The following is a 26,201-nucleotide window of genomic DNA, read 5'->3' on the forward strand; positions in this document are numbered from 1 at the left end:
TTGCCATGGACACCCCCGCCGACACCCCCGCAGCGGTCTCCTCCCCGTCGTCCTCGGCGGAGGAGGAGACCCCCTGGCTCTCCGCCAAGGAGCAGCAGTTCTGGCGTGCCCACCTGGAGGTCAGCCACCTGCTGGACTACCAGCTCGGCCGGGAGCTCCAGCCGCACGGTCTCGCCAACAACGACTACGAGATCCTGGTCGTGCTCTCCGAATCCCCCGACCGCCGGATGCGGATGACCGACCTGGCCACCGCCACCCTGCAGTCCAAGAGCCGGCTCTCGCACCAGATCACCCGGATGGAGAACGCCGGCCTGGTACTCCGTCAGGAGTGTCCGGGCGACCGCCGCGGCCTCTACGCCCACCTCACCGAACACGGCTGGGACATCCTGCAGAAGGTCGCCCCCGACCACGTCCGCTCGGTGCGCCACCACTTCATCGACCGCTTCACCCCCGAGCAGATCGACAAGCTCTACGCCGCCCTCGCCCCGGTCGCCGACCACCTGCGCAGCCTGCGGGGAAGAAGCTAGCGAAGCATCTACGGTCAGGGGCTCGGGGAACTGCGAGGAGATCTGGCGTTCGGGTCACTGCGAAAGTACCTGACCACACACGCACGTTGAACGCTCCTGAGGTCGGCGCCGCCGTTCCCCGGGCCCCTGGTGGCTCAGGCGCGTGTCAGGCCCGCGACCAGCGTGTCCGCCGCCCCGTACGGATCCAACGTCCCGTCAGCGACGCGTTCCGCCAGGGCGGACAGCCGCCGGTCGCCGTGCAGGTCGCCGATCCGGGCCCGGAGCGTGGAGAGGGCGATCGCCTCGATCTCGTCCGCCGCCCGCCGCCGCCTGCGGACCGCGAGTTCGCCGGTCTCGGCCAGCCAGGCCCGGTGCTTCTCCAGGGCCTCGACCACCTCGTCGATGCCCTCGCCCCGGGCGGCCACGGTCTTCACGATCGGCGGCCGCCAGTCCCCCGCACCGCGCGACTCCCCCAGCCCGAGCATGTGGTTGAGCTCGCGCGCGGTGGCGTCGGCACCGTCCCGGTCGGCCTTGTTGACCACGAAGACGTCGCCGATCTCCAGGATGCCGGCCTTGGCCGCCTGGATCCCGTCGCCCATGCCGGGGGCGAGCAGCACCACGGTGGTGTCGGCCTGGGCGGCCACCTCCACCTCGGACTGGCCGACCCCGACGGTCTCCACCAGGATCACCTCACAGCCCGCCCCGTCCAGCACCCGCAGGGCCTGCGGCGCCGTCCAGGACAGCCCGCCGAGGTGCCCACGGGTGGCCATCGAGCGGATGAACACCTCCGGATCGGTGGCGTGCTCCTGCATCCGGACCCGGTCACCGAGCAGCGCCCCGCCGGAGAACGGCGAGGAGGGGTCGACCGCCAGCACGCCGACCCGCTTGCCGAGCCGCCGGTACGCGGAGACCAGCGCGGAGGTCGAGGTCGACTTGCCGACCCCGGGCGAACCGGTCAGCCCGACCGTGTAGGCCTGCCCGGTGTACGGCGCCAGCGCGGCCATCGCCTCCCGCAGTTGCGGGGCGGCGTTCTCCACCAGCGAGATCAGCCGTGCCACGGCGCGCGGGCGCCCCTCCCGGGCCTGCTCGACCAGCGTGGGGACGTCGATCATGCGCGAGCTCCTCGGTCATTGACAAAGCTAAGGAAGGGGCCGCCGGACGGCATCGTCCGGCGGCCCCGACAGTACGTCAGCCGGTCAGGCCTTGGGCACCCGGACGATCAGTGCGTCGCCCTGGCCGCCACCGCCGCAGAGCGCGGCCGCGCCGACCCCGCCGCCGCGGCGCTGGAGCTCCAGCGCCAGGTGCAGCACCACGCGGGCGCCGGACATCCCGATCGGGTGGCCGAGCGCGATCGCGCCGCCGTTCACGTTGACCTTGTCCTCGGTGACGCCGAGGTCCTTCATCGACTGGTGCGAGACGGCCGCGAAGGCCTCGTTGATCTCGATCAGGTCGAGGTCCTCGACGCCGATGCCCTCCTTGGAGAGCGCGTGCTTGATGGCGTTGGACGGCTGCGACTGGAGCGAGTTGTCCGGGCCCGCGACGTTGCCGTGCGCGCCGATCTCGGCGATCCAGGTCAGGCCCAGCTCCTCGGCCTTGGCCTTGCTCATCACGATCACCGCGGCGGCGCCGTCGGAGATCTGCGAGGCGGTGCCGGCCGTGATGGTGCCGTCCTTGGTGAACGCGGGGCGCAGCTTGGCCAGCGTCTCCACGGTGGTCTCGGCGCGGATGCCCTCGTCCTGGCTGAAGACGACCGGGTCGCCCTTCCGCTGCGGGATCTCGACCGGCACGATCTCGGCGTCGAAGACGCCGTTCTTCTGCGCGGCGGCGGCGCGCTGGTGCGAGAGCGCGGCCAGCTGGTCCTGGATCTCGCGGCCGATGCCGAGCCGGGCGTTGTGCTTCTCGGTCGACTCGCCCATCGGGATGGACTCGTAGGCGTCGGTCAGACCGTCGTGGGCCATCGAGTCGAGCATCTCGATCGCGCCGTACTTGAAGCCCTCGCGGGACTTCGGCAGCAGGTGCGGGGCGTTGGTCATCGACTCCTGGCCGCCCGCGACCACGATGTCGAACTCGCCCGCGCGGATCAGCTGGTCGGCCAGCGCGATCGCGTCCAGACCGGAGAGGCAGACCTTGTTGATGGTCAGCGCCGGGACGTTCAGCGGGATGCCGGCCTTGACCGCGGCCTGGCGGGCGGGGATCTGGCCGGCGCCGGCCTGCAGCACCTGACCCATGATCACGTACTGGATCTGATCGGGGGTCAGACCGGCCCGCTCGACCGCGGCCTTGATCGCGAAGCCGCCGAGCTCGGCGCCGGAGAAGCCCTTGAGCGAGCCGAGCAGCCGGCCCATCGGGGTTCGGGCACCTGCGACGATCACTGAAGTAGTCATGAGACGAGCCCCTTCGCGCGTCAAGGCCATGAGGGTGTGGGGACGCGGCTCAATGTACTGACCCGTAACCCGTGCGTCACCGGAGCCGAGGTGTGATCAGCGGCACGTGTCACTGCCCGGTCAACACCGTGTCAGCACAGCTTGGGTGAATTGTGAGCAGGCTCGCACGCGGCATGCTGGCGCTGCCTCAACTCCGTGCGCTGCACTGGTACCCACCCTTCAAACCCCTCACTCCTCCCGGAGGCCAGCCGTGCTGACCCGCATCGACCACATCGGGATCGCCTGCTTCGACCTGGACAAGACCGTCGAGTTCTACCGCGCCACGTACGGCTTCGAGGTCTTCCACAGCGAGGTGAACGAGGAGCAGGGCGTCCGCGAGGCGATGCTGAAGATCAACGACACCGGCGACGGCGGCGCCTCCTACCTCCAGCTGCTGGAGCCGACCCGGGAGGACTCCACGGTCGCCAAGTGGCTGGCGAAGAACGGCGAGGGCGTGCACCACATCGCCTTCGGCACCGCCGACGTGGACGGCGACGCGGCCGACATCAAGGCCAAGGGCGTCCGGGTGCTGTACGACGAGCCCCGGATCGGCTCGATGGGCTCCCGGATCACCTTCCTGCACCCGAAGGACTGCGGCGGCGTGCTGACCGAGCTGGTCACCTCGGCGGGCACCGGGCACTGACGGTTCGGAAGGCGCAGAGCGGGGTCGTACACCTGCGACCCCGCTCACGACCCGTCGGTAACCTTGGAAAACCCCCACTCGCCCATTCCCCTGCGGGCCGCGCACACTACAATGCCGAAGTGCGCAAAGCTCCGGGGAGGACCGGTCCGGCGGGCACGGCCGGTGGCGGGGGCAGCGAGGCTGATCCCGGCACAAGGGGAGTCCACCAACCGGGCGCGGCGACGAGGCCGCCGTTCGGATCTGTCACCATTCTCCAGAGGCAAGAGTTCGCTCAGGAGTCCACCCGGACGGCGGAGCGCGACATCGTCGCGCGCCGGTGACCGACGGCTCCGACCGTGGCACCCGTCACGGCTGCAAGGACCAGCTGATCCGGCCCCACGGTGGGGATACCGGCCGGCCGGGTCGAGGACGCGACCAGGAGATGGATGGGACCGCGGAGTGCGGGGCTACGACCGCTACGAGGCTGACGATCACCTCTCCAAGTTCGAGGCCGAGATGGATCGGACTCGCAAGGAGCGGGACAAGACCGTCCAGCATGCCGAGGACCTCGCCTACCAGGTGGAGGTGCTCCGGGCCAAGCTGCACGAATCCCGTCGGCAGCTCTCCCAGCCGCGCGCCTTCGACTCCGTCTCCGGGCAGGCCGAGCAGCTCCTGCACAACGCCGAGATGCAGGCCCAGCAGCTGCGTGCCGAGGCCGAACGGCAGCTCCGCGACTCCCAGGCGGCCACCCAGCGGCTGATGGCCGAGGCCGCCGAGCGCACCGCCCGGCTCGAGGCCGAGCTGGCCGCCCGCCGCCGCCAGCTGGACGAGGAGCTCAGCGAGCTGCGCCGCAGCGCCGAGCGCCACGTCAACGAGAACGTCTCCTGGGCCGAGCAGACCAGGGCCGGCACCGAGCAGGAGTCCCAGCGGGTGCTCCAGGAAGCCCAGGCCGAGGCCGAGCGGATGATCGCCGCAGCCAGGGCCGAGGCCGCCGCGCTGGCCGACCACGCCCGCGCGCAGACCGCCGCCGACGTGGACGCCGCCCGCGGTGAGGCGCAGGCCGCCGTGGAAGCCGCGCTGGTCCGCGCCCAGAACGACGCCGAGCGACTGCTCAGGGCCGCCTCCGAGCAGGCCCAGCAGGCCAACGCGCAGGCCGAGGCGGTCACCGGCGAGGCCCAGCAGCAGCTGGCCGGGGCGCAGGCCGCCGCCGAGCAGCAGCTCGCGGTGGCTCAGGCCGAGATCGGCCGGCTCAAGCAGCAGGCCGCCGAGGACCAGCAGCGCGCCACCGAGGCGCTGGACCAGGCCCAGGCGGAGATAGAGCGGCTGCGTACCGAGGCGCTGGCCGAGGCCGAGCGGGCCCGGCAGGAGGCCGCCGAGCTGCGCGCCCGCGCCGAGGCCGCCGCCGAACAGCTGCAGATCGAGGCGGAGGCCGCGGTGCAGCGGCTGGTCGCCGACGGCGAGGCCGCCAGCGACCAGCGTTCGCAGACCGCCAAGGCCGAGATCGCCCGGATGGTGGCCACCGCCACCAAGGAGACCGACCGGATCAAGGCCGAGGCCGCCAACGCCAAGGCCGAGGCGGAGGCCGCCCGGGCCGCCGCCGCCGAGGAGAGCGAGCGGCTGCGCGGCGCGGCCGAGAGCGTCGCGACCCAACTGCGGACCGAGGCCGAGACGGCCATCGCCGCCCTGCGCGCCGAGGCCGAGCAGGAGGCCGCCGCGCTGCGGGCCGAGGCACGGGCCGCCGCCGAGCAGCTGGCCGCCGAGGCGCGGGAGACCGGCCGGGCCGAGGGGGCCAAGGACGCCACCGTGCACCTGGCCAAGGCGGCCAAGCAGGCCGACGAGGCGGTGTCCCGGGCCAGGGCCGAGGCCGAGGCCACCGTGGCGGCGGCCGGCACCGAGGCCGAGCGGCTGCTGGCCGAGGCGGGCGCCGAGGCCGAGCAGCTCCGCGACGAGGCCAGGGCCGCGATGGAGCAGGCCCAGAACGCCGCCCTGGAGGACGCCGCCGCGCTCCGCGAGCAGATCCGCCAGGCGCACGACGAGGCTGCCCAACTCCGGGCCGAGGCCGAGGAGTTGCGCAGCCAGGCGGCCGCCGAGGCGGAGCGTCTGGAGAGCGAGGCCCGGCGGCAGGCGGTGCTCCGGATGGAGGAGTCCGCGAAGACCGCCGAGGAGCTGCTCACCAAGGCCAAGGCCGACGCGGACGAGCTGCGCGCGGGCGCGGGCGCCGAGGTCGAGCGGCTGCGCGAGCAGACCGAGGCGCAGGCGGTGGAGACCCAGGGCCGGGCCGAGCAGACGCTCGCGCGGGCCAGGGCCGAGGCCGAGAAGCTGGTCGCCGCGGCCGAGCAGCAGGGCCAGGACGCGATCACCGCGGCCAAGGCCGCCGCCGCCGAGAACCGGGGCGCCGCCGAGCGGGAGACCGCCGAACTCCGGCGCGAGGCAACCGAGTTCGACCAGCGGGTACGGGCCGAGGCGCAGGCCGCCGCCGAGCAGCTGGCCGCCGAGAGCCGCGCCGCCGCCGAGGCGGCCCGGGCCGAGGCCGCCGAGTGGGCCGACAACCACCGTGCGGCAACCGAGAGTTGGGCCCTCCAGCAGCGCGGTGAGGCGGAGGCCGACGCCAACGCACTGCGCGAGGAGAGCCGCCGCGAGCGGGCCGAGGCGAGCGCCGCGCTGGAGCGGGAGCAGCGCGAGACCGCCGAACTGCTGGCCGCCGCCCAGGCCGAGCGCACCGAGGCCGGCACCGCCGCCGCCGAACTGCGCGCCACCGCCGAGCGGGAGACCGCCGAGCTGCGCGCGCAGGTCACCGCGGAAACCACCGAGCTGACGGAGCGTACGGCGGCCGAGACCGCCGAACTCCGCGCCGCCGCCGAGGCCGAGGCCGCCGCGCTGCGCGCGCGGGTCACCGCCGAGACCACCGAGCTGGCCGAGCGTACGGCGGCCGAGACCGCCGAACTCCGCGCCGCCGCCGAGGCGGAGGCCGCCGAGCTGCGGGCCGAGGGTGCCCGGGAGCTGGCCGAGGCGCAGGAGCGGGCCGCCACCGCCGTCGCCGAGGTCGGCGAGCTGCGTGCCGAGGCCACCGCCGAGATCGCCGAGCTGCGGGCCGCAGCCGAGCGCAAGGCGGCCGAGCTGGTCTCGGTCGCCGAGGACGAGGCCGCCGAGACCCGGCAGTCGGTGGCCGGTCTGTACGAGACCGCCTCCCAGCAGATCGCCGAGCTGCGCGCCACCGCCGAGCGGGAGACCACCGAGACCCGCGAGCTGGCCGAGCTGGAAGCGGCCGAGCTGCGCGAGATCGCCGAGCGGGAGACCGCCGAACTCCGGGCCGCCGCCGAGGCGGAGGCCGCCGCGCTGCACGAGCGGACGGCCGCCGAGCTGACCGCCGACCGGGAGCACGCCGCCGCCGAGATCGGGCAGCAGCGGGCCGAGGCGCAGGCGTACGACGAGCGGCTGCGGGCCGAGGCGGAGGCCGAGCGGGCGGACGCCCTGGCGTTCGCCGGGCAGTGCCGGGCCGAGGCCGAGGCGCAGGCCAGGCAGACCACCCACGAGGCGGAGGAGCGGGCCGCGGCCGCCGTGGCCGAGGCGGAGGACTTCGCCGCCGCGCTGCGGGCCGAGGCCGAGGAGTACGCGCTGGCCACCCGCACCCTGGCGGAGGACTACGAGAACGCCGCCCGGAACCGGGCCGACGCGTACGACCGGGAGACCCGGGAGGCGGCCGAGCAGTTCGACCTGGCCACCCGGGAGCAGGCCAAGTCGGTGCTGGAGAAGGCGTTCGCGGACGCCGAGTCGCTGGGCGAGGACGCCCAGGCCACCGCGCTGGCCACCACCGCCGCCGCCGAGGAGCAGGCCGACGCGATGGTGGCGGCCGCCCGCAAGGAGGCCGAGCGGCTCACCGCCGCCGGCGAGGCGGCCGGGCAGACCGAGGTGGAGCGCGCCAGGGCGGACGCCGACGCGCTGCTCTCCGAGGCCCGCCGGGACGCCACCGCGGTCCGCGAACGGGCGGAGGAGCTGCGCGAGCGCACCGACGCCGAGATCGAGGCGCTGCACGAGCGGGCCCGCAAGGAGAACGCGCAGGCCATGAAGTCGGCCGGCGAGCGGGTGGACACCCTGGTGACGGCGGCTCAGGAACAGCTCACCGAGGCGGAGGAGCAGGCCGCCAAGGCGGTCGCCGACGCCGAGGAGAAAGCAGCGAAGCTGGTCGCCGAGGCCGAGGAGAAGGCTTCCGAGCTCACCTCCGAGGCATCCGCGGAGGCCGGCAAGGTCCGGATCTCCGCGGTCCGCAAGGCCGAGGGCCTGCTCAAGGAGGCGGACCAGAAGCTCGCCGACTCCACGGCGCGCGCCGACAAGCTGCGCACCGAGGCGGAGGAGCGGCTGAAGTCCGCCCAGGAGGAGGCCGAGCAGCAGCTCGAAACCGCCTCCGAGCAGGCCGAGAAGCGACTGCGGCGGGCCGACGAGAGCGCGGAGGAACAGCTCTCGCTGGCGGCCGAGGAGGCCGAGCGGCTGCTCGCCGAGGCGAAGGCCGAGGCGCAGCGCGTGACCGACGAGGGCCGCCGGGAGTTGGACGAGCTGGTACGCCGGCGCAAGGACATCAACACCGAGATCTCTCGGGTTCAGGATGTGCTCTCCGCGCTGGAGGCCTTTGAGGCACCGTCACCGGTCGCGCAGGGCAACGGGGGAAGCAGTGGCAAGAAGGACGGGGCGCCGAAGGCCGGTGCCGGAGTGGGTGCGCCCCGTTCGGGTGGCAATCGCTCCGGCGGCGCACCACCCGATTGAGCGGACATTGTCCGTGAAGCAACGGCGTTTCGCCTTCGACACTCCGATAACGTGTCAGGATTCCCTCAACCACCTCAGCGGTTAACGACAGGAAGCCCAGAACCCCATGAGCGACAGTCACTCCCCTCACGGCTTCGACCTGGTGCGCCGTGGGTACGAGCGCGCCCAGGTCGACGAGCGGATCACCAAGCTGGTGGCCGACCGCGACTCCGCGCTGACCAGGATCGGCGCGCTGGAGAAGCGCATCGAGGAGCTCCACCTGGAGACCCAGAGCGCCCAGGCCGCGGTCACCGACGCCGAGCCTTCGTACGCCGGGCTCGGTGCCCGGGTCGAGAAGATCCTCCGCCTCGCCGAGGAGGAGGCGAAGGACCTGCGCGACGAGGCGCACCGCGCCGCCGAGCAGCACCGCGAGCTGGCCGAGGCCGCCGCGCAGCAGGTCCGGACCGAGGCGGAGAACTACGCCAAGGACCGCAAGGCCAAGGCCGAGGACGAGGGTCTGCGGATCGTCGACAAGGCCAAGAGCGACAGCGCCCAGCTGCGCGCCGAGGCCAACAAGGACGCGCAGAACAAGCGTGAGGAGGCGGACGCCCTCTTCGAGGAGACCCGCACCAAGGCCGCCCAGGCCGCGCTGGAGTTCGAGACCAACCTGGCCAAGCGCCGCGAGCAGTCCGAGCGTGACCTGGCGGCCCGTCAGGCCAAGGCCGAGAAGCGCCTCGCGGAGATCGAGCACCGCGCCGAGCAGCTCCGCCTGGAGGCCGAGAAGCTCCGCACCGACGCCGAGCGCCGCGCCCGCCAGACGGTGGAGACGGCCCAGCGCCAGTCCGAGGACATCGTGGCCGACGCGAACGCCAAGGCCGACCGGATCCGCAGCGAGTCCGAGCGCGAGCTGGCGGCGCTCACCAACCGCCGCGACTCGATCAACGCCCAGCTCACCAACGTGCGCGAGATGCTCGCCACGCTGACCGGCGCGGCCGTGGCCGCCGCCACCCTGCCGACGGACGACGCCCTCGGCGTCCCCGCCCAGCAGTCCCGCTGACGCCTGATCAGCCGGGCCCGTACCCCTCCGGGGGTGCGGGCCCTTCTGCGTGCGAGGGCCGTTCATCCGACGGTCGTACGGGGTTCAGTCCGAATCCGCACCCCGCTGGGGTACCGGCCCGAGGCTGTCCAGTCATGCGACTCTCCCGTCTGACCCCGCTCGCCGCGGCCACCGCCGCGCTGGCCCTGTTCGCCCCGACCGCGCAGGCCGCCACCGCCCCGCAGCACGACGGCAGTTGGACCTACCGCGACCCGGCCCCGCTTGGCGGCGGCTTCGACCTCGGCGGGTTCAGCGACCTGTTCCCGGCCGACGACTCCGGCGAGGTGTTCTGGACCCTCACCGACCGCGGCCCGAACGCGGACGCGCCGGCCGACACCGACAAGATCTTCCTCAAGCCCGACTACACCCCGCAGATCCTCAAGATCCGCCTCGGCCGGGGCGGCGAGGTCCGGGTGCTCAAGCGCATCCCGCTCCAGGTCCCGAAGGGCCAGTCCGACCCGGTCACCGGCACCCGCTTCCTGACCGGCCTGCCGCCCGCCGCACTCACCGCCGAGCGGCCGGTCGACAGCACGGGCAAGGTGCTCCCGAACGACCCGTACGGCGTGGACAGCGAGGGCCTGGTGCTGGCGCACGACGGCTCGTTCTGGGTGAGCAGCGAGTACGGCTCCTCGATCCTGCACTTCTCCCGCCAGGGCGTGCTGGACACCGTGCTGGTGCCGGCCGGTTCGTCCTACCAGGCGCCGGGCGTGCGGGTGTTGAAGATCCTGCCCGCGATCGAGGCCAAGCAGAAGAACAACAAGGGCCTGGAGGGCCTGACCGTCTCCGCCGACGGCCGCACGCTGTACGCGGCGCAGCAGGAGAAGCTCGCCAACCCGGACCCCAAGACCAGCAAGAAGTCCCGGGTCCAGCGGATCTTCCGGATCGACATCGGCGGCCGCACCCCGTCCGTCACCGGCGAGTTCGCCTTCCTCCGCGAGGCCGACAGCACCACCGACGGCAACTGGACCACCTCCGCGGTGACCTGGCTCGGCACCGACCGGCTCGCGGTCGAGGAGCGCGACGGGGCCCGCCCGACCGCCCACACCCAGATCTTCGAGGTGGACTTCCGCAAGGCCACCAACCTCCTCGGCACCAAGTGGGACGACCCGGCCACCACCCCGACCCTGGAGCAGGACCCCTCCGGCGTGGTGACCGGTACCAAGAAGCCGCTCTTCGACGCGGTCACCGCCGGAGTGGCGAACGGCAAGATCGAGGGCATGGTCCTGCGCCCCACCCACCACGGCCGGGCCGAGCTCTACCTGGTCAACGACAACGACTTCGGCGTCGACGCCTTCAAGGACGGCGCGGTGGTCTGGAACAAGGCCGTCACCAAGGTCGACCGCTACATCCTCCCGGCAGGGACGGTCACCTTCTCCCGCTGACGCAAGGTTGCACCCTCAGGGGCTCGGGGAACTGCGACGCCAACCTCGTAAAAGGTGATCCGTACGTAGGCGGTCAGGCACTTTCGCAGTGATACCCGCCAGCCACGAACCGTCGCCGTTCCCCGAGCCCCTGTCTGCCGAAGCATGTGCCCTAGCAGCGCCGCAAAAGCGCCCTGACCACCGCATTGAAGCTCTCCGGAGCCTCCAGTGAACTCAAGTGCCCCACCCCCGGAATGACGGTCAGTTCGGCATCGGGAAGCGTCTCCGCCATCACCCGAGCCTCCGCCAGCGGCGTCAGTGCGTCGTGCTCGCCGACCACCACCGCCGCCGGAACCGCCAGCGTGGCCAGCGTCGGCAGCGAGTCCGGCCGCGCGGCCATAGCGCGCTGCGCCCAGGCGACCGCCTGCGGAGACGCTTCGGCGATCATCGCCCGGACCCGGTCGGCCAGTTCGGGGTCGACGGCCGGGCCGAGCAGGCCGTCCTCGATCTTCTCCTCCGCCAGGATCCGGACGCTGTTCCGGGCCAGCACCGCTGCGGCGATCCGCTCCCGGTTGGCCCGGGCGGCGTCGCCGTCCACGACCGCCTTGGTGTCGGCGAGCAGCAGTCCGGCGACCCGTTCGGCGTGCCGGCGGGCGAAGGCCATCGCCACGTACCCGCCCATCGACAGGCCGCCGATCACCGCCCGCTCGATTCCCAGCTCGTCCAGCACCGTCGCGATGTCGTCCGCGACCAGTTCGAGCAAGGGCGCCCCCTCGGCCGGGGCCGAGCCGCCGAAGCCGCGCTGGTCCGGTGTGATCACCAGGGCGACGTCCGCGAGCGATTCGGTCTGGGCCTGCCACATCCGGGCGGCCAGCGGGAAGGCGTGCAGCAGCACCAGTGGGGTACCTGTGCCGTGCGCGGTGAAGGCGGGGAGAGTCATGACTCCACCGTAGAGCGGCTCGCCGATCGGCCGAGGCAGCGCGCTGGCCTGTCCGAATTGTCATAGCCTGACGGAGAGTAAGGAGCGCAGATGATCGAGCTGCACGAACTGACGAAACGTTACGGCGACACTCTCGCGGTGGACGGCCTGAACTTCCAGGTGCCGCAGGGCGTGGTCACCGGGTTCCTCGGCCCGAACGGCGCCGGCAAGTCCACCACCATGCGGATGATCCTCGACCTGGACCGGCCGACCAGCGGCAAGGTCACCATCGACGGCAAGCGGTACGGGCAGCTGAACGAACCGCTGAAGTACATCGGCGCCCTGCTGGAGGCGAAGGCCGTGCACCCCGGCCGGACCGCCTACGACCATCTGCTCTGGCTCGCCCAGAGCAACCGCATCCCGCGCAAGCGGGTGGACGAGGTGCTCGCCCTGGTCGGGCTGAGCTCGGTGGCGAGGAAGCGCTCCCGGGGCTTCTCGCTCGGCATGGGCCAGCGGCTCGGCATCGCCTCCGCGCTGCTCGGCGACCCGGAGATCCTGATGTTCGACGAGCCGGTGAACGGGCTCGACCCCGAGGGCATCCTGTGGATCCGCAACCTGATGAAGGGTCTGGCCACCGAGGGCCGCACGGTCTTCGTCTCCTCGCACCTGATGAGCGAGATGGCGCTGACCGCCGACCACCTGGTGGTGATCGGCCGGGGCAAGCTGCTGGCCAACCTCTCGATGGCGGACTTCATCAAGCAGAACTCCCGCTCGGCGGTCCGGGTCCGCACCCCGCACGTGGAGCAGCTGCTGACCGCCCTGCACGGCGCCGGTCTGAACGCCGAGGCCGGCCCCGACGGCTCGTACGAGATCGAGGACGGCGACCTCGCGCACATCGGCGAGCTGGCCGCCTCGCACGGCGTGACCCTGCACGAGCTGAGCCCGCAGCAGGCGTCCCTGGAGGAGGCGTTCATGCAGATGACGGCGGACTCCGTGGAGTACCACGCGGGCGACGGCGAGGGCCGGGACGCCGCAGGCGCCTGGGGCGCCGCCTGGCAGCCCCGGGACGCGGCCGCACCGGCCACGGGCAAGGAGAACTGAGATGGCGTCATTCCCCGCGGTCCTGCAGTCCGAGTGGACCAAGATCCGCAGTGTCCGCTCCACCGTCTGGACGCTCCTCCTCACCTTCGTGATCACGCTGCTCGTCGGGGGGCTGGCCTCGCTGATCACCAAGCTCAACTTCAACGAGTTCAACGAGAAGGCCACCAGCACCTTCGACGCCACCGGGACGGCCTTCTCCGGCATCCTGCTGGGCGAGTTGGCCATCATCGTGTTCGGGGTACTGGCGATCGGCAACGAGTACAGCAGCGGCATGATCCGGGTCAGCCTTGCCGCGGTGCCCCAGCGAGGCACGCTGCTAGTCGGCAAAGCCGCCGTTCTCGGCGCGCTGGCGCTGGTCGTGTCGGTGGCCACCGCCTTCGTCACGTTCTTCGTCGGCCAGGCACTACTCGGCGACCACTCCACCACGATCGGCTCGCCGGGCGTCCTGCGGGCGGTCTGCGGGGCGGCCCTGTACCTGACCATGCTCTGCCTGTTCTCGGCGGGCGTGACGACGATGCTGCACAACCAGACCCTCGCACTCGGCGTGCTGGTGCCGTTCTTCTTCCTGCTCTCACCGATCCTCTCGATCGTGCCGTGGGTGAGGACAGGCGCCCACTACTTCCCCGACTACGCGGGCTCCCGGATGCTGCTCGTCTACGAGCAGCACGACCAGCCGTACGGGCCCTGGACCGGCTTCTTCATCTGCCTCGCCTGGACGGCGGCCGCCATCCTCGGCGGCATCCTGGTCCTGAAGAAGCGCGACGCCTGACCCCCCGTTCTCGCGAGGCCGGGTCTTGCCCGGTCACCGACACCCCTGCCAGGGTGACCCGGTGACCGAGCAACCCCGGCCTCGCGTGCTGATCGCCGCCGCCGCGCCCGACGACCTGCTGCCCCTGGAGCTGGACCGCTACCTGGCCGCCGGTCTCGACCTCACCGTGAACCTCTGGCGGCTGACCGACCCGGCCGCGGTCCGGCGGGACTGGGGCGGCCGGGTCACCCTCACCGACTTCGACGGCTTCGACCCGGCCGCCCTGCTGGGTGCCCAGCTGGCCGACGGTCTCGGGTACGACGCGGTGAAGACCCGGGCGGCGGTGCCGATCCGGGCCGAGTTCTTCGCCGCCGCCACCGACCCGGCACTGCCCCACCCGCTCCGGGTGGTCGGCCAGTCCGGGGCCGGGGTGAACCACATCGACGGCGAGGCGGCGGCCCGGCACGGCGTACGGGTCGTCAACACCCCGGGCACCACCTCGGTGGCGGTGGCCGAGTTCGCGCTGGCCCAACTGCTGGCGCTGCTGCGCGGCCTGACGGAGCACAACACCGCCGCGCACCGGGGCGCCTGGCCGAAGACCGTGCAGCGCCCACGACAGCTCTCCGAACTCCGGCTCGGCATCCTGGGCTTCGGACTGATCGGGCGGGCGCTGGCGGCCCGCGCAACGGCCCTGGGGATGCCGGTGAGCGCGCACAGCCGGTCGCTGACCGCCGAGGACGCGGAGCGGCTGGGCGTCCGCCGGGCCGGTTCGCTGCCGGCGCTGCTGGCCGAGGCGGACGTGCTCTCGCTGCACCTGCCGCTCACCCCGGCCAGCCGGGGCCTGCTCGGCGCCCGGGAGCTGGCCGCGATGCGGCCGGGGTCGCTGCTGCTCAACACCGCCCGGGGCGGCATCGTGGACGAGGCCGCGCTGGCCGCCGCGCTGCGTGATCCGGCCCACCCGCTGGCCGGGGCCGCCGTGGACACCTTCGAGTACGAGCACACGGCGTTCACCTCACCGCTGTTCGGCCTGCCCAACGCGCTGCTGACCCCGCACGTGGCGGGCATGACCCGGACCGCGATGGCCGACTCCGCCGTGCTCTGCGCGGACCGGATCGCCGCCGTACTGACCTAGTACCGCGGTGCGCCCCGCCCGCGCTGCAGGTTGGAGGTGCGGCGCTCGCGGGCCGTCCAGCAGGCCCGGTGCCAGTGCCGGCGGTCGTCCACGCCGCCGCCGTGGGCGGGCCAGGCGACCACGTGGCCGACACCCGGCGGGATCTCCTGGTCGCAGCCCGGGCACCGGTAGTGCCGCCCGGCGGTGCCCGCCACGGTCTGCACCACCCAGTCCTCGCCGCGGTAGTCCTCGGTCCGGCGGAGCGAGCCGCCGAGCGGGGTACCGGTGGGCTCGTCGGCGGCAGTGGCGGTGATCCACTTCCGCTGCTGATTACGACGGGGCGACACGTCTGCACCTCTCGGTGGGCTCTGACTGGTCGTTCCAGGGTAAGGGTGCCCGGCAGCGGAATCCGGTACTACCACGGGAGCCGGTGGACCTTCACGGTTTCCCCGGAGATCCACCCGATCTTCGGTCAATTGGGCCGATCCGCGTGCCATTGGCACATGACATCGGTTAGTCAACGAGGTGACAAGGCGGGGCTCGCAGACCCTGCGGCACCCGAGGAGGCCACCCGATGACCAAGACCAGTCCGCTGACCGGTAGTCAGGTCCACAGCTCACCCACCGCTGCCCCGGCCCGCAGAACCGTACCGCTGCCGAGCGTCCGGCAGCCCCCGGCCACCGACTCGATCCGGGTCGGCGCGTTCCTGCTGTCCGCCCAGTTCCCCGGCCAGAGCCACGCCGACGCGCTCGAACGGACCGTCAGCGCCGCGGTCGTGGCGGAACGTTCCGGCCTGGACTCGGTGTGGCTCGCCGAGCACCACTTCGTCCCGTACGGAGTCTGCCCGAACGCGGCCACCCTGGCCGCCCTGCTGCTCGGCCGGACCCGGCGGATCGGCGTGGGCACCGCCGTCAGCGTGCTCTCCACCGCCCACCCGGTCTCGCTCGGCGAGCAGGCCGCGCTGCTGCACCTGACCTCGGGCGGGCGGTTCACCCTCGGGGTGGGGCGCGGCGGCCCGTGGATCGACCTGGACGTCTTCGGCACCGGGGTGGCCGCCTACGAGGAGGGCTTCAGCGAGCGGCTCGACCTGCTGCTGCGCTGGCTGCGCGGCTCCCGGGTGGGCGCGGACGGACCGCAGTTCAACTTCCCCGAGGTCGCGGTGGTGCCCCGGGCCGACAGCCGGCGGGAGGCGCCCAGGCCCGAGCTGGCGGGCTGGCTGGACGGCCGATCCGGCACGCTGCACCGGTTCCCCCGACAGCGACTGGACGGCGCGCCCAGGCCCGAGTCGGCCGGGCCACCGGTGGTGATGGCCTGCACCTCCCCCGGCGGGGTCCGCACGGCCGCCGAGCGCGGACTGCCGATGCTGCTCGGCATGCACTCCGGCGACGAGGACAAGGTCCAGATGCTGGCCGCCTACCGGACCGCCTGGCGGGCCTGCGGCCGCGGCGAGGAGCAGCTCGCCCGGATCGAGCGCGAGCACCTGGCGGCGGGGGTGGTGCAGGTCGCCGACCGGACCTCGGAGGCCAGGTCCAGGCTGCTCGGCGCGATGCCGGGCTGGTTCGAGTACGGGCTCGGCGCGCACCGCACGGTGGACGGCCGGGAGCGCCGGATGCGCGACCCGCGCGAGTACACCGAACTGCTCTGCGACCTGCACGCGGTGGGCACGCCCCGGCAGTGCGCGGACCGGCTGCTGGCCACCGCCGAACGGACCGGACTGCGCCGCTTCGCCCTGCTCGCGGAGGGGTCGGGCGAGCACACCGCGACCATGGACAACATCGCCCGGCTCGGCTCCGAAGTGCTCCCGCAGCTGGGCTGAGCGGCCCGAAGGGCCGCCCCCGGACCAGCCGGGGGCGGCCCTTCGACCTGCTCAGCAGTCGCGCAGCTCGTCCGACTGGTTGAGCAACTGGGCCCGGACCGAGGTGAACCGGGCGTACCGCTCCTCGGTCGAGTCGGCGGGTGCGAAGACCGCGACCCGGTGACAGTTCTGGAACGCCAACCGGACCCCGAAGTGCCGCTGCAGCGCACCCCGGATCGCGTCGCTGGCCATCGCGCGCAGCAGCTGGCCACGGGCCTGCTCGCTGGGCGGCGGTACCTGGTTGTCGGCGAAGTCGGTGCCGTCGACCTTGACCTGGGCGACCAGCGAACTGATCAGCTCCCAGGCGTACGGGAGGGAAGTGCGGACGCAGTCGACGAACTCCCTCTCGTCGACCTCTCCTCTCTCGGCCTTCTCCAGCAGGGCCGGTGAGACGTCGAGCGACATGGGTTCTCCTCTCGCGGTCCACCCGGCTCGGCCGCCGGGTGGTCTTGCCGTGGTCCTTGGTGCGGGTGGTGCCGTGTCGTAGGTGGTGCCGTGAGTGGTGCCGGTCCGGTCGTGCCGGTGTTCCGGTGCGTTGCCTGTCGTGAGGGTGGCGTACGGTGCAGTGGTGACCATGGGTTCGGCCTGGCTGACGCCGGCTCAGGGCATGCCTGATGCCCTCGCACCCGGCTCTGGGCAGCACGAAGCGCGGCACGCCGGTGCCGTGGCAGTGACGCGGGTGGAGCGACGACCGCTCACCACAGCGTGACAGCCCGGGTTCAGCGCGGCTGGCGAATCCGCCGAATTGTGTGGCAATCACCACGTGGTCGGCCAGATTGGCCGGATACCGCCGGATCGTTCATCGAAGTTCTCCGTCCCCGTTGAGTGGAACCCGACGCCCGGACAGTCAACTGCCGTACTGGGAAAGGCGCGGGCTGCCGACTCCATGGTTCGCCGTCTCCGCGAGTTCTTCACCCGGCTGTCGCGGTTTCGCATCAACTGGCCCCGCTGGGCTAGCGTGGTCGACCATGCGTCTTGTCATTGCCCGTTGCTCGGTCGACTATGCCGGTCGGCTCTCCGCCCACCTGCCGTCCGCCACCCGTCTGATCCTGGTGAAGGCCGACGGCAGCGTCAGCGTTCACGCCGACGACCGCGCCTACAAGCCCTTGAACTGGATGTCGCCGCCCTGCTCGCTGAAGCAGGCCGACGGCACCTGGACGGTGACCAACAAGGCCGGCGAGAAGCTGATCATCACGCTGGAGGAGGTGCTGCACGACTCCTCGCACGAGCTCGGGGTCGACCCCGGGCTGGTCAAGGACGGCGTGGAGGCCCACCTCCAGGAGCTGCTGGCGGACCGGATGGAGGTGCTCGGCGCCGGCTGGACGCTGATCCGCCGTGAGTACCCCACCGCGATCGGCCCGGTGGACATCCTGTGCCGCGACTCGGACGGCGCCACCGTGGCGATCGAGATCAAGCGGCGCGGCGAGATCGACGGCGTCGAGCAGCTCACCCGCTACCTTGAGCTGCTCAACCGCGACCCGCTGCTGGCGCCGGTGAAGGGCGTCTTCGCCGCGCAGGAGATCAAGCCGCAGGCCCGCGTCCTGGCCACCGACCGCGGCATCGGCTGCGTGGTGCTCGACTACGACGAGCTGCGCGGCATCGACGACGACAAGCTCAAGCTCTTCTGAGGCGACTGCGAGACCGTCGCGCTGCTCTCCGACGGTGACGGGCTGGCCGGCGGGGTCGTCGGCGGGCTGGGCGTCACCGGCGGCGCGGTGGTGGTGGGCGGCGCCGGCGGCGTGACCGGCTGGCTGGCCGGCGGCTGGACCGGCGGCCGCGAGGTGGTCGGCGCGGTCGGCGTCGGGGTGGCCGAGGGCTTGCGCGAGGTGCGTGAGCCGCTCGGCGACGGGCTGGCCGACTCCGAGGCCGTGCTGGTGGACGGGCTCGGAGTGGCGGACGGGCTCGGCGAGCCGCTGGCGGTCCCGAGGTTGAGGTCCCCGGCGTAGCCGCCCTCGTTCACCGGGCCGCTGTGGCCCGGGGTACTGGCGTCGGTCCTGACCAGGCTGTAGCCGACCGCGGTGCCGAGCACCCCGAGCGCCAGCACGGCGGCCGAGGCCGCCAGCACCGTCCTGCGGGTGCCACCGGTGGCACCCGGCGTGGTCCGGAACCGGAACGGCACCTGGGCCGCGATCGCCCGGATGACGGGCCGTCGGCCGGCCGGGGCCGCCTCGACCGCCGCCGTGGGCCGACCGGCCTCGGCGCGCAGCAGCTCCAGCATCCGGCGGGCGGCCGCGGTACCGCGCGGCTGGCCGAGCGCGGCCCGCAGCGCGACCGCCGCCTCCAGCTCCCCGGCGGCCTGCCGGCCCGAACCGGTGCAGAACGCCAGCACGCCCAACTCGTGGTGGAACCAGGCCTCCTCGGCCGTCGCCCCGAGCGCCCTGGCGGCCTCCAGACCGATCCGCAGCACCTGCTCCCAGGCGCCCCAGCGCAGCGACAGCGCCAGCGCGGGCGCGGCGGCCGTGGCCAGCTGGAGCACCTGCTCGGGCCGGTCCGCGGCCCGGTCGGCCCACAGCGCGCCGAGCACCACCTCGGCCTCGGCGGCGATCTGCGCCGGGCTGACCGAGCTGTGCCCGACCCACCAGGAGAAGTGCTGGGCGGCGCCGTACGCGATCTCGCCGGGCGGCCAGTGCTCGCCGAGCGCCTCCAGCACGCCCTCGGTGAGCCGGTGGTGGCCGCCGATCGAGACCGCGAGTCCACAGTCCGTCAGTTCGTGCAGGGCGCTCTCGCCCAGGCCGACGTCGATCAGGGCGGGCAGGTGCGGGGCGGTCGGGCACTCGCCGCCGAGCGCCAGCGCGAGCCGCAGCACCGCCCGGGCCGGTTCGGAGAGTCCGGCGGCCAGCCGGGCCGCCGGGGCGGCGGTCTCGGCCACCGAGGGCAGCGGCACCGAGCGGCGCAGCTCGGCCTCCAGCTCGGCCGGGTCCTCCGGCTCGCTGATCTCCTTGACCAGTCCGAAGACCCGGCCGCGGTCCTCGTGCGCGGCCACCAGGGTGTCCACCTGCGCGTCGCGCTGCCGGAGCAGCGCGGCCGCCTGGACGAAGCGCAGCGGCAGCCCCTCCGACTCGAACCAGAGGTCGACCGCCCAGGCCCGTTCGGTCTCGTCCAGCTGACGCCCCGCCAGCCGGCCGATCAGCGCCAGACAGGCGGGCCGGGACAGCCCGGCCACCGGGTGGTCCTCCAGCCGCGATCCCGGCTCCAGCAGCGGGCTGCCGGGGGCCACCGAGATCAGGAAGGCGCAGTCCGGCGCGGCGGACAGCAGCTGCTCCAGCTCGGGGCCGTGCAGCTCGACGTCGTCGATCGCCACCACGGCGCCCAACGGCGCCAGCAGGGCCCGCAGTTGGTGCTGGTCGGGGTGGAACGGCGGCGACCGGTGGGTGGCCGCGTAGAGGTCCTGCAGGAGGTCGGCGGCGGTCCTGCGGTGGCCGCTGAGGCGCACCACGCCGTCCGGCGCGAGCTCGCCCGCCGCGTCGGCCACCGCGGCCAGCAGCGCGCTGCGGCCGGCCCCGGCCTGGCCGACCAGCCGGATCGACCGGCCTTCGGCGAGCAGGCCGAGCAGTTGGGCGACGTCCGCCTCGCGGTCGAGCAGCGGCAGGTCGGCCGCCGCGCTGCCCAGCGCCAGCGGGCCGACGGCCGGGCTGGGGCCGAGCGCGGCCACCGTACGGCCGCCCTGGGCCACCGAGGTCCGGCGCGGCTCCGGCCGCCAGTCGTCCGGGCACGGCACCGCCTCGGATCCGTCCGGGCTGCCGACGGAGAGCAGCAGTTCACCGCTGACCAGGTCCCCGGTCCGGAGCCGCAGCGGCTCCTGCCCGAGCTCACCGGGTGGCTGTCCCACGATCTCGCTCCGCCCTCATTCGGCCGATTGTCTGACCGGAGACTAGAGCAGCGCGGCCCCGTTGCACTATCCAGGGCCCCGGCAGAGACGACTCAGCCGGTCACGCCGAGCGGGAGGGTGCTGCCGTACGGGTCGGGTACGGCGCCCTCGACCGCCAGGATGCGGTGCAGGCGGGTGGCCACCAGCAGGCGCTGGAGCTGGGCCGGGACGGAGCGCAGCACCAGCCGCCGCCCGAGCCGGCCCGCCCGGCGGTGGGTGCCCATGATGACGCCGAGCCCGGTGGCGTCCCAGAACTCGAGACCGGCGAGGTCGAGCACCAGGTCGCCCCGGCCGCCGTCCACCGCCTGGTGCAGCAGGGCCCGGGCGTCGGCGGCACTGCGCACGTCGAGGCGGCCCTGAATGGCCATGCCGCGATGGTCGCCGATGATGCGCACGCTCTCCTCCTTCGCCCTTCGCCGGTCGTGTCGATACGGCCGGAGCCGGTCTGCTCTCCATCATCTGACGGTGGATCAGCCGGTCAGGTTGCTGGCCGCCACCAGATCCGAGGCAACTTCACTCGTCCGATGGAATAGAGGGAATATACGCAGTCGGACTCCACACGCACGCTCGATTCCCACCCAAATCACCCGTCTGGAGCGGAGTCGTGAGCAAGCTCACCCACGACCCCGCTCCGACGACTACTTCTCGTACGGGTAGAAACCCTGGCCGCTCTTCCGGCCCAGGTCGCCGGCCGTGACCATGCGGGCCATGATCTCGGGCGCCGCGAACTTCTCGTCCTGGGTCTCGGCGTAGATGTTGCGCGCCGCGTGCAGCAGGATGTCCACGCCGGTCAGGTCGGCGGTCTGCAGCGGGCCCATCGGGTGCCCGAAGCCGAGCCGGCAGGCGGTGTCGATGTCCTCGGCGCTGGCCACGCCCGTCTCGTACAGCTTGGCCGCCTCGACCACCAGCGCGGTGATCAGACGGGTGGTCACGAAGCCGGCCACGTCGCGGTTGACCACCACGACCTCCTTGCCGACGCCCTCGGCGAAGGCCCGGGCGGTGGCCAGCGTGGCGTCACTGGTCTTGTAGCCGCGGACCAGCTCGACCAGCTTCATCAGCGGCACCGGCGAGAAGAAGTGCACGCCGACCACGGACTCCGGCCGCGCGGTGGCGGCGGCGATCCGGGTGATCGGGATGGCCGAGGTGTTGGAGGCCAGCACCGCGCCGTCCTTGGCCAGCTTGTCCAGCTCGCGGAAGACCGCTTCCTTGACGTCGAGCTGCTCGAAGACCGCCTCGACCACGATGTCCGCCTCCGCCACCGCACCCAGGTCGGTGGTGGTGGTGATCCGGCCGAGCGCCGCCTCGGCCTGGTCGGCCGTCAGCTTGCCCTTGGACACGAACTTCTCGTACGAGGCCCGGATGCCGTCCACCCCGCGCTGGAGCGCGGCGTCGGTGACGTCCCGCAGCACCACCTGGTGCCCGGCCTGCGCGGAGACCTGCGCGATGCCCGCGCCCATCAGCCCGGCACCGATCACGGCGATCCGCTGGCTGGCTACGTTGCTCATGGCTACCCCTAAGCTCCTGAAGGCGGCTCAGGGCAGGGATCACCCACCGGAGCCGCGCCGCTCACGCGCCGGACTCTAGTGCCAGCGGGCCGCCCGTGGTGCGATTGGCGGGTGTGACGCTGCTGACGTGCGCACACCCGCCCCCGCCGTCAGTGCGCCACCAGCCCCAAGTCCTGTGCCAGGATCGCCGCCTGGACCCGGCTGCGCAGCTCCAGCTTGGCCAGGATCCGGCTGACGTGGGTCTTGGTGGTCGCCTCCGCCATCGCCAGCCGCTCGGCGATCTCCCCGTTCGACAGCCCCGCGCCGAGGCAGGCCAGCACCTCCCGCTCGCGCGGGGTGAGCGCTTCCACCGCCTCCCTGGCCTGCGGCTGGTCGGGGCGGCCCGGCCGGGCGAAGGTGCCGATCAGACGGCGCGTCACCGACGGCGCCAGTATCCCGTCGCCCCGGGCCACCGTCTTGATGCCCTCGATCAGGGCGTCCGCGTCCACGTCCTTGAGCAGGAAGCCCGCCGCCCCGGCCCGCAGCGCCCCGTAGACGTAGTCGTCCAGGTCGAAGGTGGTCAGCACCAGCACCTGCCCGGCGTCCGCCTCGACCACCTGCCGGGTCGCCGACACCCCGTCCAGCCGGGGCATCTGAATGTCCATCAGCACCACGTCGGGCCGCAGCTCCAGCGCCAGCCGGACGGCCTGCGCACCGTCGGCCGCCTCGCCGACCACCTCCAGCTCCGGGTCGGAGCGCAGGATCAGCACCAGCGCGGCGCGTACCGCCGCCTGGTCCTCGGCCACCAGTACCCGGATCACGACGTCTCCTTCGTCCTCGGCTCGCGCGGCAGGACCGCCCGCACCCGCCAGCAGTCTTCCTCGGGCCCGGCCGTGAAGCTCCCGCCGAGCAACCCGGCCCGCTCCGCCATCCCGATCAGCCCGGCCCTGGCCCCGGGCAGCGACCGGCCCTCCCCCGGCCGGTACGGGCTGTCCACGGCGATCGCCAACTCCTGCTCCCCGTACGTCAGCGCGACCCGTACGCCGCCCGGGGCGGCGTGCTTGAGCGCGTTGGTGAGCGACTCCTGCACGATCCGGTAGGCGGCCAGTTCGACCGGCGCCGGCAGCTCGCCCGGCGGGCCGTCCTGGGTCAGCTCGAAGACCAGCCCGGTGCTCCGGCCACTGGTCGCCGCCTTGGCCAGCAGGCTGTCCAGCGCCTCCAGCCGGGGTGCCTCGAAGGGCTCCTGGTCACCGGCCCTGAGCAGCCCGATCATCCGCCGCATCTCGGTCAGCCCCTGCACGCTGTTCTCCCGGATCACCGCCATCGCGGCCAGCAGCGGGTCGTCCTGGTCCCGCTGCTGCCGACGCGCCAGCGACTGCGCGCCGGTGGCGTGGATGGCGATCGCGGACAGGTGGTTGGCCACCACGTCGTGCAGCTCCCGGGCCATCCTGGCCCGTTCGGCGACCACCGCGCCGCGCCGGTCGAACTCGGCCAGCAGCGCGGTCTGCTCGGCCCGCAGCCGCTCGGTCTCCGCCTGGTCCCGGTGCTTGCGGACCAGGTCGGCGGTCCACACCGGGCCGAGGAAGATCAGGCCGCACAGCACCGCCACCAACAGCCCGCCGGCCACCGAGCCGTAGAGCACCGCCAGGCTGCTCAGCACCACCGTGCAGCCGATCCCGGTCAGGTGCAGCACCTTGGACATCCGGGGCAGGCCGTAGAGCACCGCCGCGTACAGCAGATCGGTGTACATCAGCATCGAGGCGACCAGCGAGCCGGCGAGGACCGTGCCGATGAAGACCAGCCCGCCGAGCGACGCGGTCCACACCGGGTGGGTCCGGCGGAACAGCTCCAGCACCGCCGTGGCCAGTAGGGGCAGCGCCACCAGCCAGCCGGGCAGGTGGTCGGAGCGGTCGTAGGCGCCGAAGGCGATCAGCACCAGCCCACCGAGCAGACCGCAGACGGCGATCGCCCGGTCCTCCTGGCGCGGACTGAGATCGAAGGGGAGCACGCCCCATCTCACCACCCCGCCGGCGTTCCCGGCGCGGGCCGTGCGGAGGAGGGCCCTACATCGAAAGATGCACGGCCGGGTCGGCCGCCACGACGACGCCCCGGCCGGCCGGTTGCGGAAGCCTGGAGACCGTCACCGAGCCGGAGGGAATCCCATGATCGTCACACTCATCGTCGCCGGTGAGGTCGGCTTCTGGGTCGTCCTCGCCCTCGCCCTGGCCGCCCGCTACCTGCTCGGGTGGCGCACCGTCAGCACCGTCCTGCTGCTCGGCCTGCCACTGATCGACCTGGTCATCCTCGTCCTCACCGTCCTCGACCTCCGGCACGGCACGGTGGCGAGCTGGACGCACGGCCTGGCCGCTTCGTACGTCGGCTTCTCCGTCGCGTACGGGCACTACCTGGTCGGCTGGGCCGACGCGCACGTCCAGCACCGCTTCGCGGGCGGCCCGAAGCCGGCCGGCGCGCCGAAGTACGGCTCCGCCCGGGCCGTGCACGAGTGGAAGATCTTCGCCCGCACCACCCTCGCGGCGGCGATCACCGTGACCCTGATCGCCGCCATGACCTGGCTGGTCGACGACCCGGCGCAGACCGCGGCGCTCGGTGTCTGGTACCAGCGGATGGGCTTGGTGCTGGCGATCAGCCTGGTGATCGCCGGCAGCTACACCGTCTTCCCGAAGAAGGCCCGGGTGGACCGCTGACCTTCCGTCAGCGGTTCTCGCCCGGGACCCAGAGGACATCGCCGCGCTCCTTGTTGGCCGCCCTGGCCAGGATGAAGAGCAGGTCGGAGAGCCGGTTGAGGTACTTCGCGGTGAGCGGGTTGACGCTGTCGCCGTGCTCCTCGATCGCCGCCCAGGTGGCCCGCTCGGCGCGGCGGACCACGGTGCAGGCCAGGTGCAGGTAGGCGGCGCCGGGGGTGCCGCCGGGGAGGATGAAGCTGCGCAGCTTCTCCAGCTGCTCCAGGTAGTGGTCGCAGTCGGCCTCCAGCCGGTCCACGTAGGACTGCAGCACCCGCAGCGGCGGGTACTTCGGGTCCTCCACCACGGGGGTGGCCAGGTCGGCGCCGACGTCGAACAGGTCGTTCTGGATCCGCACCAGCACCGTGGCGACGTCCTCGTCCAGGGCACCGGCGGCCAGCGCCACGCCGATCGCGGCGTTGGCCTCGTTGGTGTCGGCGTAGGCGACCAGCCGGGGATCGGTCTTGGTCGTGCGGCTCATGTCACCGAGCGCGGTGGTGCCGTCATCGCCGGTACGGGTGTAGATGCGCGTGAGGTTGACCATGCGCCGCAGCCTAACGGCTGGGGTTAGCGGGCGTTAATGGTCCTGGTGCATGATGCAGAGCACGTTGCCCTCGCAGTCCTTGAACCACGCGGCGGCACCGTTCGGCCACTCGGCCACGCCGTCGGTGGTCTTGATGCCGGGCAGGTCGTACTCCTCGAACACCACGCCGTGCGAGCGGAGCTCCGCCATCTCGGCCTTGAGGTCACCGACCTCGAAGTCCATCTGGGTGTGCCCGGCCCGCCCGCTGACCGCGGTCTCGAACAGGCCGAACTTGCCGCCGGCCGTCTCGTACATGACGCCGCCCTCGAACTCGTTGACCGGGTCCATGCCGAGCTTGTCGTGGTACCAGCGCTTGGCCCGGTCCATGTCGGCGACCGGCAGGGTGGTGTGGGTTGTCGCTTCGGCCAACATCGGTGGCCTCCTTCTCGGAGCGATCCCCCCTAAAGGAGCGGTCCCCCTGGAACCAGTGTGGCGCGCTCAGGCGACGTTCACTCGCTGGCCGGGCGGGGCCGCCTCGAGCCAGGCCAGGAAGCCGGTCAACGCGTCGTCGCTCATGGCCAGTTCGAGCGGGACACCGTTGTGCAGGCAGCGCAGCACCACCGAGCCGGAGAGCAGGGCGAGCTCCTCCTGGCCCTCGGGGTAGCGGCGGCCGAGCACCTCGATCTCCCGGCGCGGCAGCACCTTGCGCGGGCGCGGGGCGTAGGAGAAGACCCGGAACCACTCGATCGAGTCACCGCTGTAGCGGCCGATACCAAAAACCCACCCCTTGCCGTCGGTCACCGGGACCGGGGCGGAGGTGGGCTCGCCGTTGCTGTCGAGATCGGGCTGCGTGGAGGCGTCGGCCGGCATTTTGAGCCGGTAGCTGCAGTCGAACGTGCCGCCTACTCGCTGGATCACCCGGCGGCGTACCGCGAAGGCCACCAGACCCAGTACACAGAGCGCCACGACCGCCGCGCACACCACAAGGGCGAGGACCATGCTCACCGACCTCCTCGCTACCCGCATCCCCGTTGCCGGTCGTATCAACGACGGCGGCACTGTCCTACCAACTGATACGACAGTCCCGGGGTCACGCTCTCGCGTCC

General features: G+C 72.8%; 24 protein-coding genes. 11 read left to right on the forward strand and 13 right to left on the reverse strand.

Translation table 11 applies throughout. The features are described from left to right. The first annotated feature begins 5 nt into the window (after positions 1 to 5). Positions 6 to 527 (forward strand): MarR family winged helix-turn-helix transcriptional regulator, encoded by a 522-nt coding sequence (locus F4556_RS12150; RefSeq protein WP_184914213.1) that lies wholly within the window; start codon positions 6 to 8, stop codon positions 525 to 527. 134 nt (positions 528 to 661) lie between these two features. Here the strand turns inward: F4556_RS12150 and meaB are convergent, their stop codons facing one another. Both meaB and F4556_RS12160 read right to left on the reverse strand, forming a co-directional pair. Further along, positions 662 to 1,618 (reverse strand): methylmalonyl Co-A mutase-associated GTPase MeaB, encoded by a 957-nt coding sequence (meaB, locus tag F4556_RS12155; RefSeq protein WP_184914215.1) that lies wholly within the window; start codon positions 1,616 to 1,618, stop codon positions 662 to 664. A gap of 84 nt (positions 1,619 to 1,702) precedes the next feature. Continuing rightward, on the reverse strand, positions 1,703 to 2,890 hold the full coding sequence (locus F4556_RS12160; protein WP_184914217.1) for an acetyl-CoA C-acetyltransferase: 1,188 nt from the start codon (positions 2,888 to 2,890) through the stop codon (positions 1,703 to 1,705). A 250-nt stretch (positions 2,891 to 3,140) separates the two neighbouring features. Here F4556_RS12160 and mce point away from each other — a divergent pair, with 250 nt between their 5' ends. The 4 genes from mce to F4556_RS12180 all read left to right on the forward strand — a co-directional run bounded on the left by mce (position 3,141) and on the right by F4556_RS12180 (position 10,766). Next, on the forward strand, positions 3,141 to 3,572 hold the full coding sequence (gene mce / locus F4556_RS12165; RefSeq protein WP_184914218.1) for a methylmalonyl-CoA epimerase: 432 nt from the start codon (positions 3,141 to 3,143) through the stop codon (positions 3,570 to 3,572). A gap of 438 nt (positions 3,573 to 4,010) precedes the next feature. Beyond that, a complete protein-coding gene (locus tag F4556_RS12170) occupies positions 4,011 to 8,309 on the forward strand; it encodes a polarized growth protein Scy-related protein (protein ID WP_184914220.1) in 4,299 nt (1,432 codons plus the stop codon). 106 nt (positions 8,310 to 8,415) lie between these two features. Further along, positions 8,416 to 9,345, forward strand: a complete 930-nt coding sequence (locus F4556_RS12175; protein ID WP_184914222.1) for a coiled-coil domain-containing protein — start codon at positions 8,416 to 8,418, stop codon at positions 9,343 to 9,345. A gap of 134 nt (positions 9,346 to 9,479) precedes the next feature. Then, on the forward strand, positions 9,480 to 10,766 hold the full coding sequence (locus tag F4556_RS12180; protein WP_184914224.1) for an esterase-like activity of phytase family protein: 1,287 nt from the start codon (positions 9,480 to 9,482) through the stop codon (positions 10,764 to 10,766). A gap of 151 nt (positions 10,767 to 10,917) precedes the next feature. On the opposite strand, the gene F4556_RS12185 is transcribed toward F4556_RS12180, so the two are convergent. Then, a complete protein-coding gene (locus F4556_RS12185) occupies positions 10,918 to 11,685 on the reverse strand; it encodes an alpha/beta fold hydrolase (protein ID WP_184914226.1) in 768 nt (255 codons plus the stop codon). Between the two features lie 90 nt (positions 11,686 to 11,775). Here F4556_RS12185 and F4556_RS12190 point away from each other — a divergent pair, with 90 nt between their 5' ends. From F4556_RS12190 to F4556_RS12200, 3 genes are all read left to right on the forward strand, one after another. Then, on the forward strand, positions 11,776 to 12,765 hold the full coding sequence (locus F4556_RS12190) for an ABC transporter ATP-binding protein (protein ID WP_184914228.1): 990 nt from the start codon (positions 11,776 to 11,778) through the stop codon (positions 12,763 to 12,765). Position 12,766: 1 nt separating this feature from the next. Beyond that, positions 12,767 to 13,534: an ABC transporter permease gene (locus tag F4556_RS12195; RefSeq protein WP_184914230.1), complete on the forward strand. Its 768-nt coding sequence runs from the start codon at positions 12,767 to 12,769 to the stop codon at positions 13,532 to 13,534. Between the two features lie 61 nt (positions 13,535 to 13,595). Continuing rightward, complete coding sequence (locus tag F4556_RS12200) at positions 13,596 to 14,645, forward strand: NAD(P)-dependent oxidoreductase (protein ID WP_184914232.1); 1,050 nt, start codon at positions 13,596 to 13,598, stop codon at positions 14,643 to 14,645. Here the strand turns inward: F4556_RS12200 and F4556_RS12205 are convergent. Beyond that, positions 14,642 to 14,971, reverse strand: coding sequence for an Rv1322 family protein (locus F4556_RS12205; RefSeq protein WP_184914234.1), 330 nt, complete (start codon positions 14,969 to 14,971; stop codon positions 14,642 to 14,644). The genes F4556_RS12200 and F4556_RS12205 overlap by 4 nt on opposite strands. Positions 14,972 to 15,312: 341 nt before the next feature. Between F4556_RS12205 and F4556_RS12210 the strand changes: the two genes are divergently transcribed. Next, positions 15,313 to 16,440 carry an LLM class flavin-dependent oxidoreductase gene (locus F4556_RS12210; RefSeq protein WP_184924531.1) on the forward strand — a complete coding sequence of 376 codons (1,128 nt, stop codon included), beginning with the start codon at positions 15,313 to 15,315 and terminating at the stop codon, positions 16,438 to 16,440. A 51-nt stretch (positions 16,441 to 16,491) separates the two neighbouring features. Here the strand turns inward: F4556_RS12210 and F4556_RS12215 are convergent, their stop codons facing one another. After that, positions 16,492 to 16,884, reverse strand: coding sequence for an SCO5389 family protein (locus F4556_RS12215; RefSeq protein WP_184914235.1), 393 nt, complete (start codon positions 16,882 to 16,884; stop codon positions 16,492 to 16,494). Positions 16,885 to 17,447: 563 nt separating this feature from the next. Between F4556_RS12215 and nucS the strand changes: the two genes are divergently transcribed. Continuing rightward, positions 17,448 to 18,107 carry an endonuclease NucS gene (nucS, locus tag F4556_RS12220; RefSeq protein WP_184914237.1) on the forward strand — a complete coding sequence of 220 codons (660 nt, stop codon included), beginning with the start codon at positions 17,448 to 17,450 and terminating at the stop codon, positions 18,105 to 18,107. Here nucS and F4556_RS12225 read toward each other — a convergent pair. The 5 genes from F4556_RS12225 to F4556_RS12245 all read right to left on the reverse strand — a co-directional run bounded on the left by F4556_RS12225 (position 18,059) and on the right by F4556_RS12245 (position 23,839). Beyond that, positions 18,059 to 20,308, reverse strand: coding sequence for an ATP-binding protein (locus F4556_RS12225; protein ID WP_184914239.1), 2,250 nt, complete (start codon positions 20,306 to 20,308; stop codon positions 18,059 to 18,061). The genes nucS and F4556_RS12225 overlap by 49 nt on opposite strands. A 92-nt stretch (positions 20,309 to 20,400) precedes the next feature. Next, the gene (locus F4556_RS12230; protein WP_184914241.1) at positions 20,401 to 20,742 is read right to left on the reverse strand and encodes an STAS domain-containing protein; all 342 of its coding nucleotides are present in this window, start codon (positions 20,740 to 20,742) and stop codon (positions 20,401 to 20,403) included. Positions 20,743 to 20,985: 243 nt separating this feature from the next. Next, the gene (locus F4556_RS12235) at positions 20,986 to 21,852 is read right to left on the reverse strand and encodes a 3-hydroxyacyl-CoA dehydrogenase family protein (RefSeq protein WP_184914243.1); all 867 of its coding nucleotides are present in this window, start codon (positions 21,850 to 21,852) and stop codon (positions 20,986 to 20,988) included. 149 nt (positions 21,853 to 22,001) lie between these two features. Beyond that, the gene (locus F4556_RS12240) at positions 22,002 to 22,652 is read right to left on the reverse strand and encodes a response regulator (RefSeq protein WP_184914245.1); all 651 of its coding nucleotides are present in this window, start codon (positions 22,650 to 22,652) and stop codon (positions 22,002 to 22,004) included. Continuing rightward, the gene (locus tag F4556_RS12245; RefSeq protein ID WP_184914247.1) at positions 22,649 to 23,839 is read right to left on the reverse strand and encodes a sensor histidine kinase; all 1,191 of its coding nucleotides are present in this window, start codon (positions 23,837 to 23,839) and stop codon (positions 22,649 to 22,651) included. The genes F4556_RS12240 and F4556_RS12245 overlap by 4 nt, the downstream gene beginning before the upstream one ends. A 154-nt stretch (positions 23,840 to 23,993) precedes the next feature. On the opposite strand from F4556_RS12245, the gene F4556_RS12250 reads away from it, so the two are divergent. Beyond that, a complete protein-coding gene (locus F4556_RS12250) occupies positions 23,994 to 24,536 on the forward strand; it encodes a hypothetical protein (RefSeq protein WP_184914249.1) in 543 nt (180 codons plus the stop codon). A gap of 7 nt (positions 24,537 to 24,543) precedes the next feature. Here F4556_RS12250 and F4556_RS12255 read toward each other — a convergent pair whose 3' ends face one another. From F4556_RS12255 to F4556_RS12265, 3 genes are all read right to left on the reverse strand, one after another. Then, positions 24,544 to 25,116 (reverse strand): cob(I)yrinic acid a,c-diamide adenosyltransferase, encoded by a 573-nt coding sequence (locus F4556_RS12255; protein WP_184914251.1) that lies wholly within the window; start codon positions 25,114 to 25,116, stop codon positions 24,544 to 24,546. A 33-nt stretch (positions 25,117 to 25,149) separates the two neighbouring features. Continuing rightward, positions 25,150 to 25,527, reverse strand: a complete 378-nt coding sequence (locus tag F4556_RS12260) for a VOC family protein (RefSeq protein ID WP_184914253.1) — start codon at positions 25,525 to 25,527, stop codon at positions 25,150 to 25,152. Positions 25,528 to 25,593: 66 nt separating this feature from the next. Then, positions 25,594 to 26,094, reverse strand: a complete 501-nt coding sequence (locus F4556_RS12265; RefSeq protein ID WP_184914255.1) for a DUF2550 domain-containing protein — start codon at positions 26,092 to 26,094, stop codon at positions 25,594 to 25,596. Positions 26,095 to 26,201: the final 107 nt, after the last annotated feature.

The sequence above is a fragment of the Kitasatospora gansuensis genome, from assembly GCF_014203705.1.
Taxonomy (GTDB): Bacteria; Actinomycetota; Actinomycetes; order Streptomycetales; family Streptomycetaceae; genus Kitasatospora; species Kitasatospora gansuensis.

What these genes read in the sequence shown, in the direction of transcription:
- F4556_RS12150 (WP_184914213.1), top strand. Translation starts at nt 6, where the DNA reads ATGGACACCCCCGCCGACACCCCCGCAGCGGTCTCCTCCCCGTCGTCC.
- meaB (WP_184914215.1), bottom strand. Translation starts at nt 1,618, where the DNA reads ATGATCGACGTCCCCACGCTGGTCGAGCAGGCCCGGGAGGGGCGCCCG.
- F4556_RS12160 (WP_184914217.1), bottom strand. Translation starts at nt 2,890, where the DNA reads ATGACTACTTCAGTGATCGTCGCAGGTGCCCGAACCCCGATGGGCCGG.
- F4556_RS12175 (WP_184914222.1), top strand. Translation starts at nt 8,416, where the DNA reads ATGAGCGACAGTCACTCCCCTCACGGCTTCGACCTGGTGCGCCGTGGG.
- F4556_RS12180 (WP_184914224.1), top strand. Translation starts at nt 9,480, where the DNA reads ATGCGACTCTCCCGTCTGACCCCGCTCGCCGCGGCCACCGCCGCGCTG.
- F4556_RS12185 (WP_184914226.1), bottom strand. Translation starts at nt 11,685, where the DNA reads ATGACTCTCCCCGCCTTCACCGCGCACGGCACAGGTACCCCACTGGTG.
- F4556_RS12190 (WP_184914228.1), top strand. Translation starts at nt 11,776, where the DNA reads ATGATCGAGCTGCACGAACTGACGAAACGTTACGGCGACACTCTCGCG.
- F4556_RS12195 (WP_184914230.1), top strand. Translation starts at nt 12,767, where the DNA reads ATGGCGTCATTCCCCGCGGTCCTGCAGTCCGAGTGGACCAAGATCCGC.
- F4556_RS12215 (WP_184914235.1), bottom strand. Translation starts at nt 16,884, where the DNA reads ATGTCGCTCGACGTCTCACCGGCCCTGCTGGAGAAGGCCGAGAGAGGA.
- nucS (WP_184914237.1), top strand. Translation starts at nt 17,448, where the DNA reads ATGCGTCTTGTCATTGCCCGTTGCTCGGTCGACTATGCCGGTCGGCTC.
- F4556_RS12235 (WP_184914243.1), bottom strand. Translation starts at nt 21,852, where the DNA reads ATGAGCAACGTAGCCAGCCAGCGGATCGCCGTGATCGGTGCCGGGCTG.
- F4556_RS12250 (WP_184914249.1), top strand. Translation starts at nt 23,994, where the DNA reads ATGATCGTCACACTCATCGTCGCCGGTGAGGTCGGCTTCTGGGTCGTC.
- F4556_RS12255 (WP_184914251.1), bottom strand. Translation starts at nt 25,116, where the DNA reads ATGGTCAACCTCACGCGCATCTACACCCGTACCGGCGATGACGGCACC.
- F4556_RS12260 (WP_184914253.1), bottom strand. Translation starts at nt 25,527, where the DNA reads ATGTTGGCCGAAGCGACAACCCACACCACCCTGCCGGTCGCCGACATG.
- F4556_RS12265 (WP_184914255.1), bottom strand. Translation starts at nt 26,094, where the DNA reads ATGGTCCTCGCCCTTGTGGTGTGCGCGGCGGTCGTGGCGCTCTGTGTA.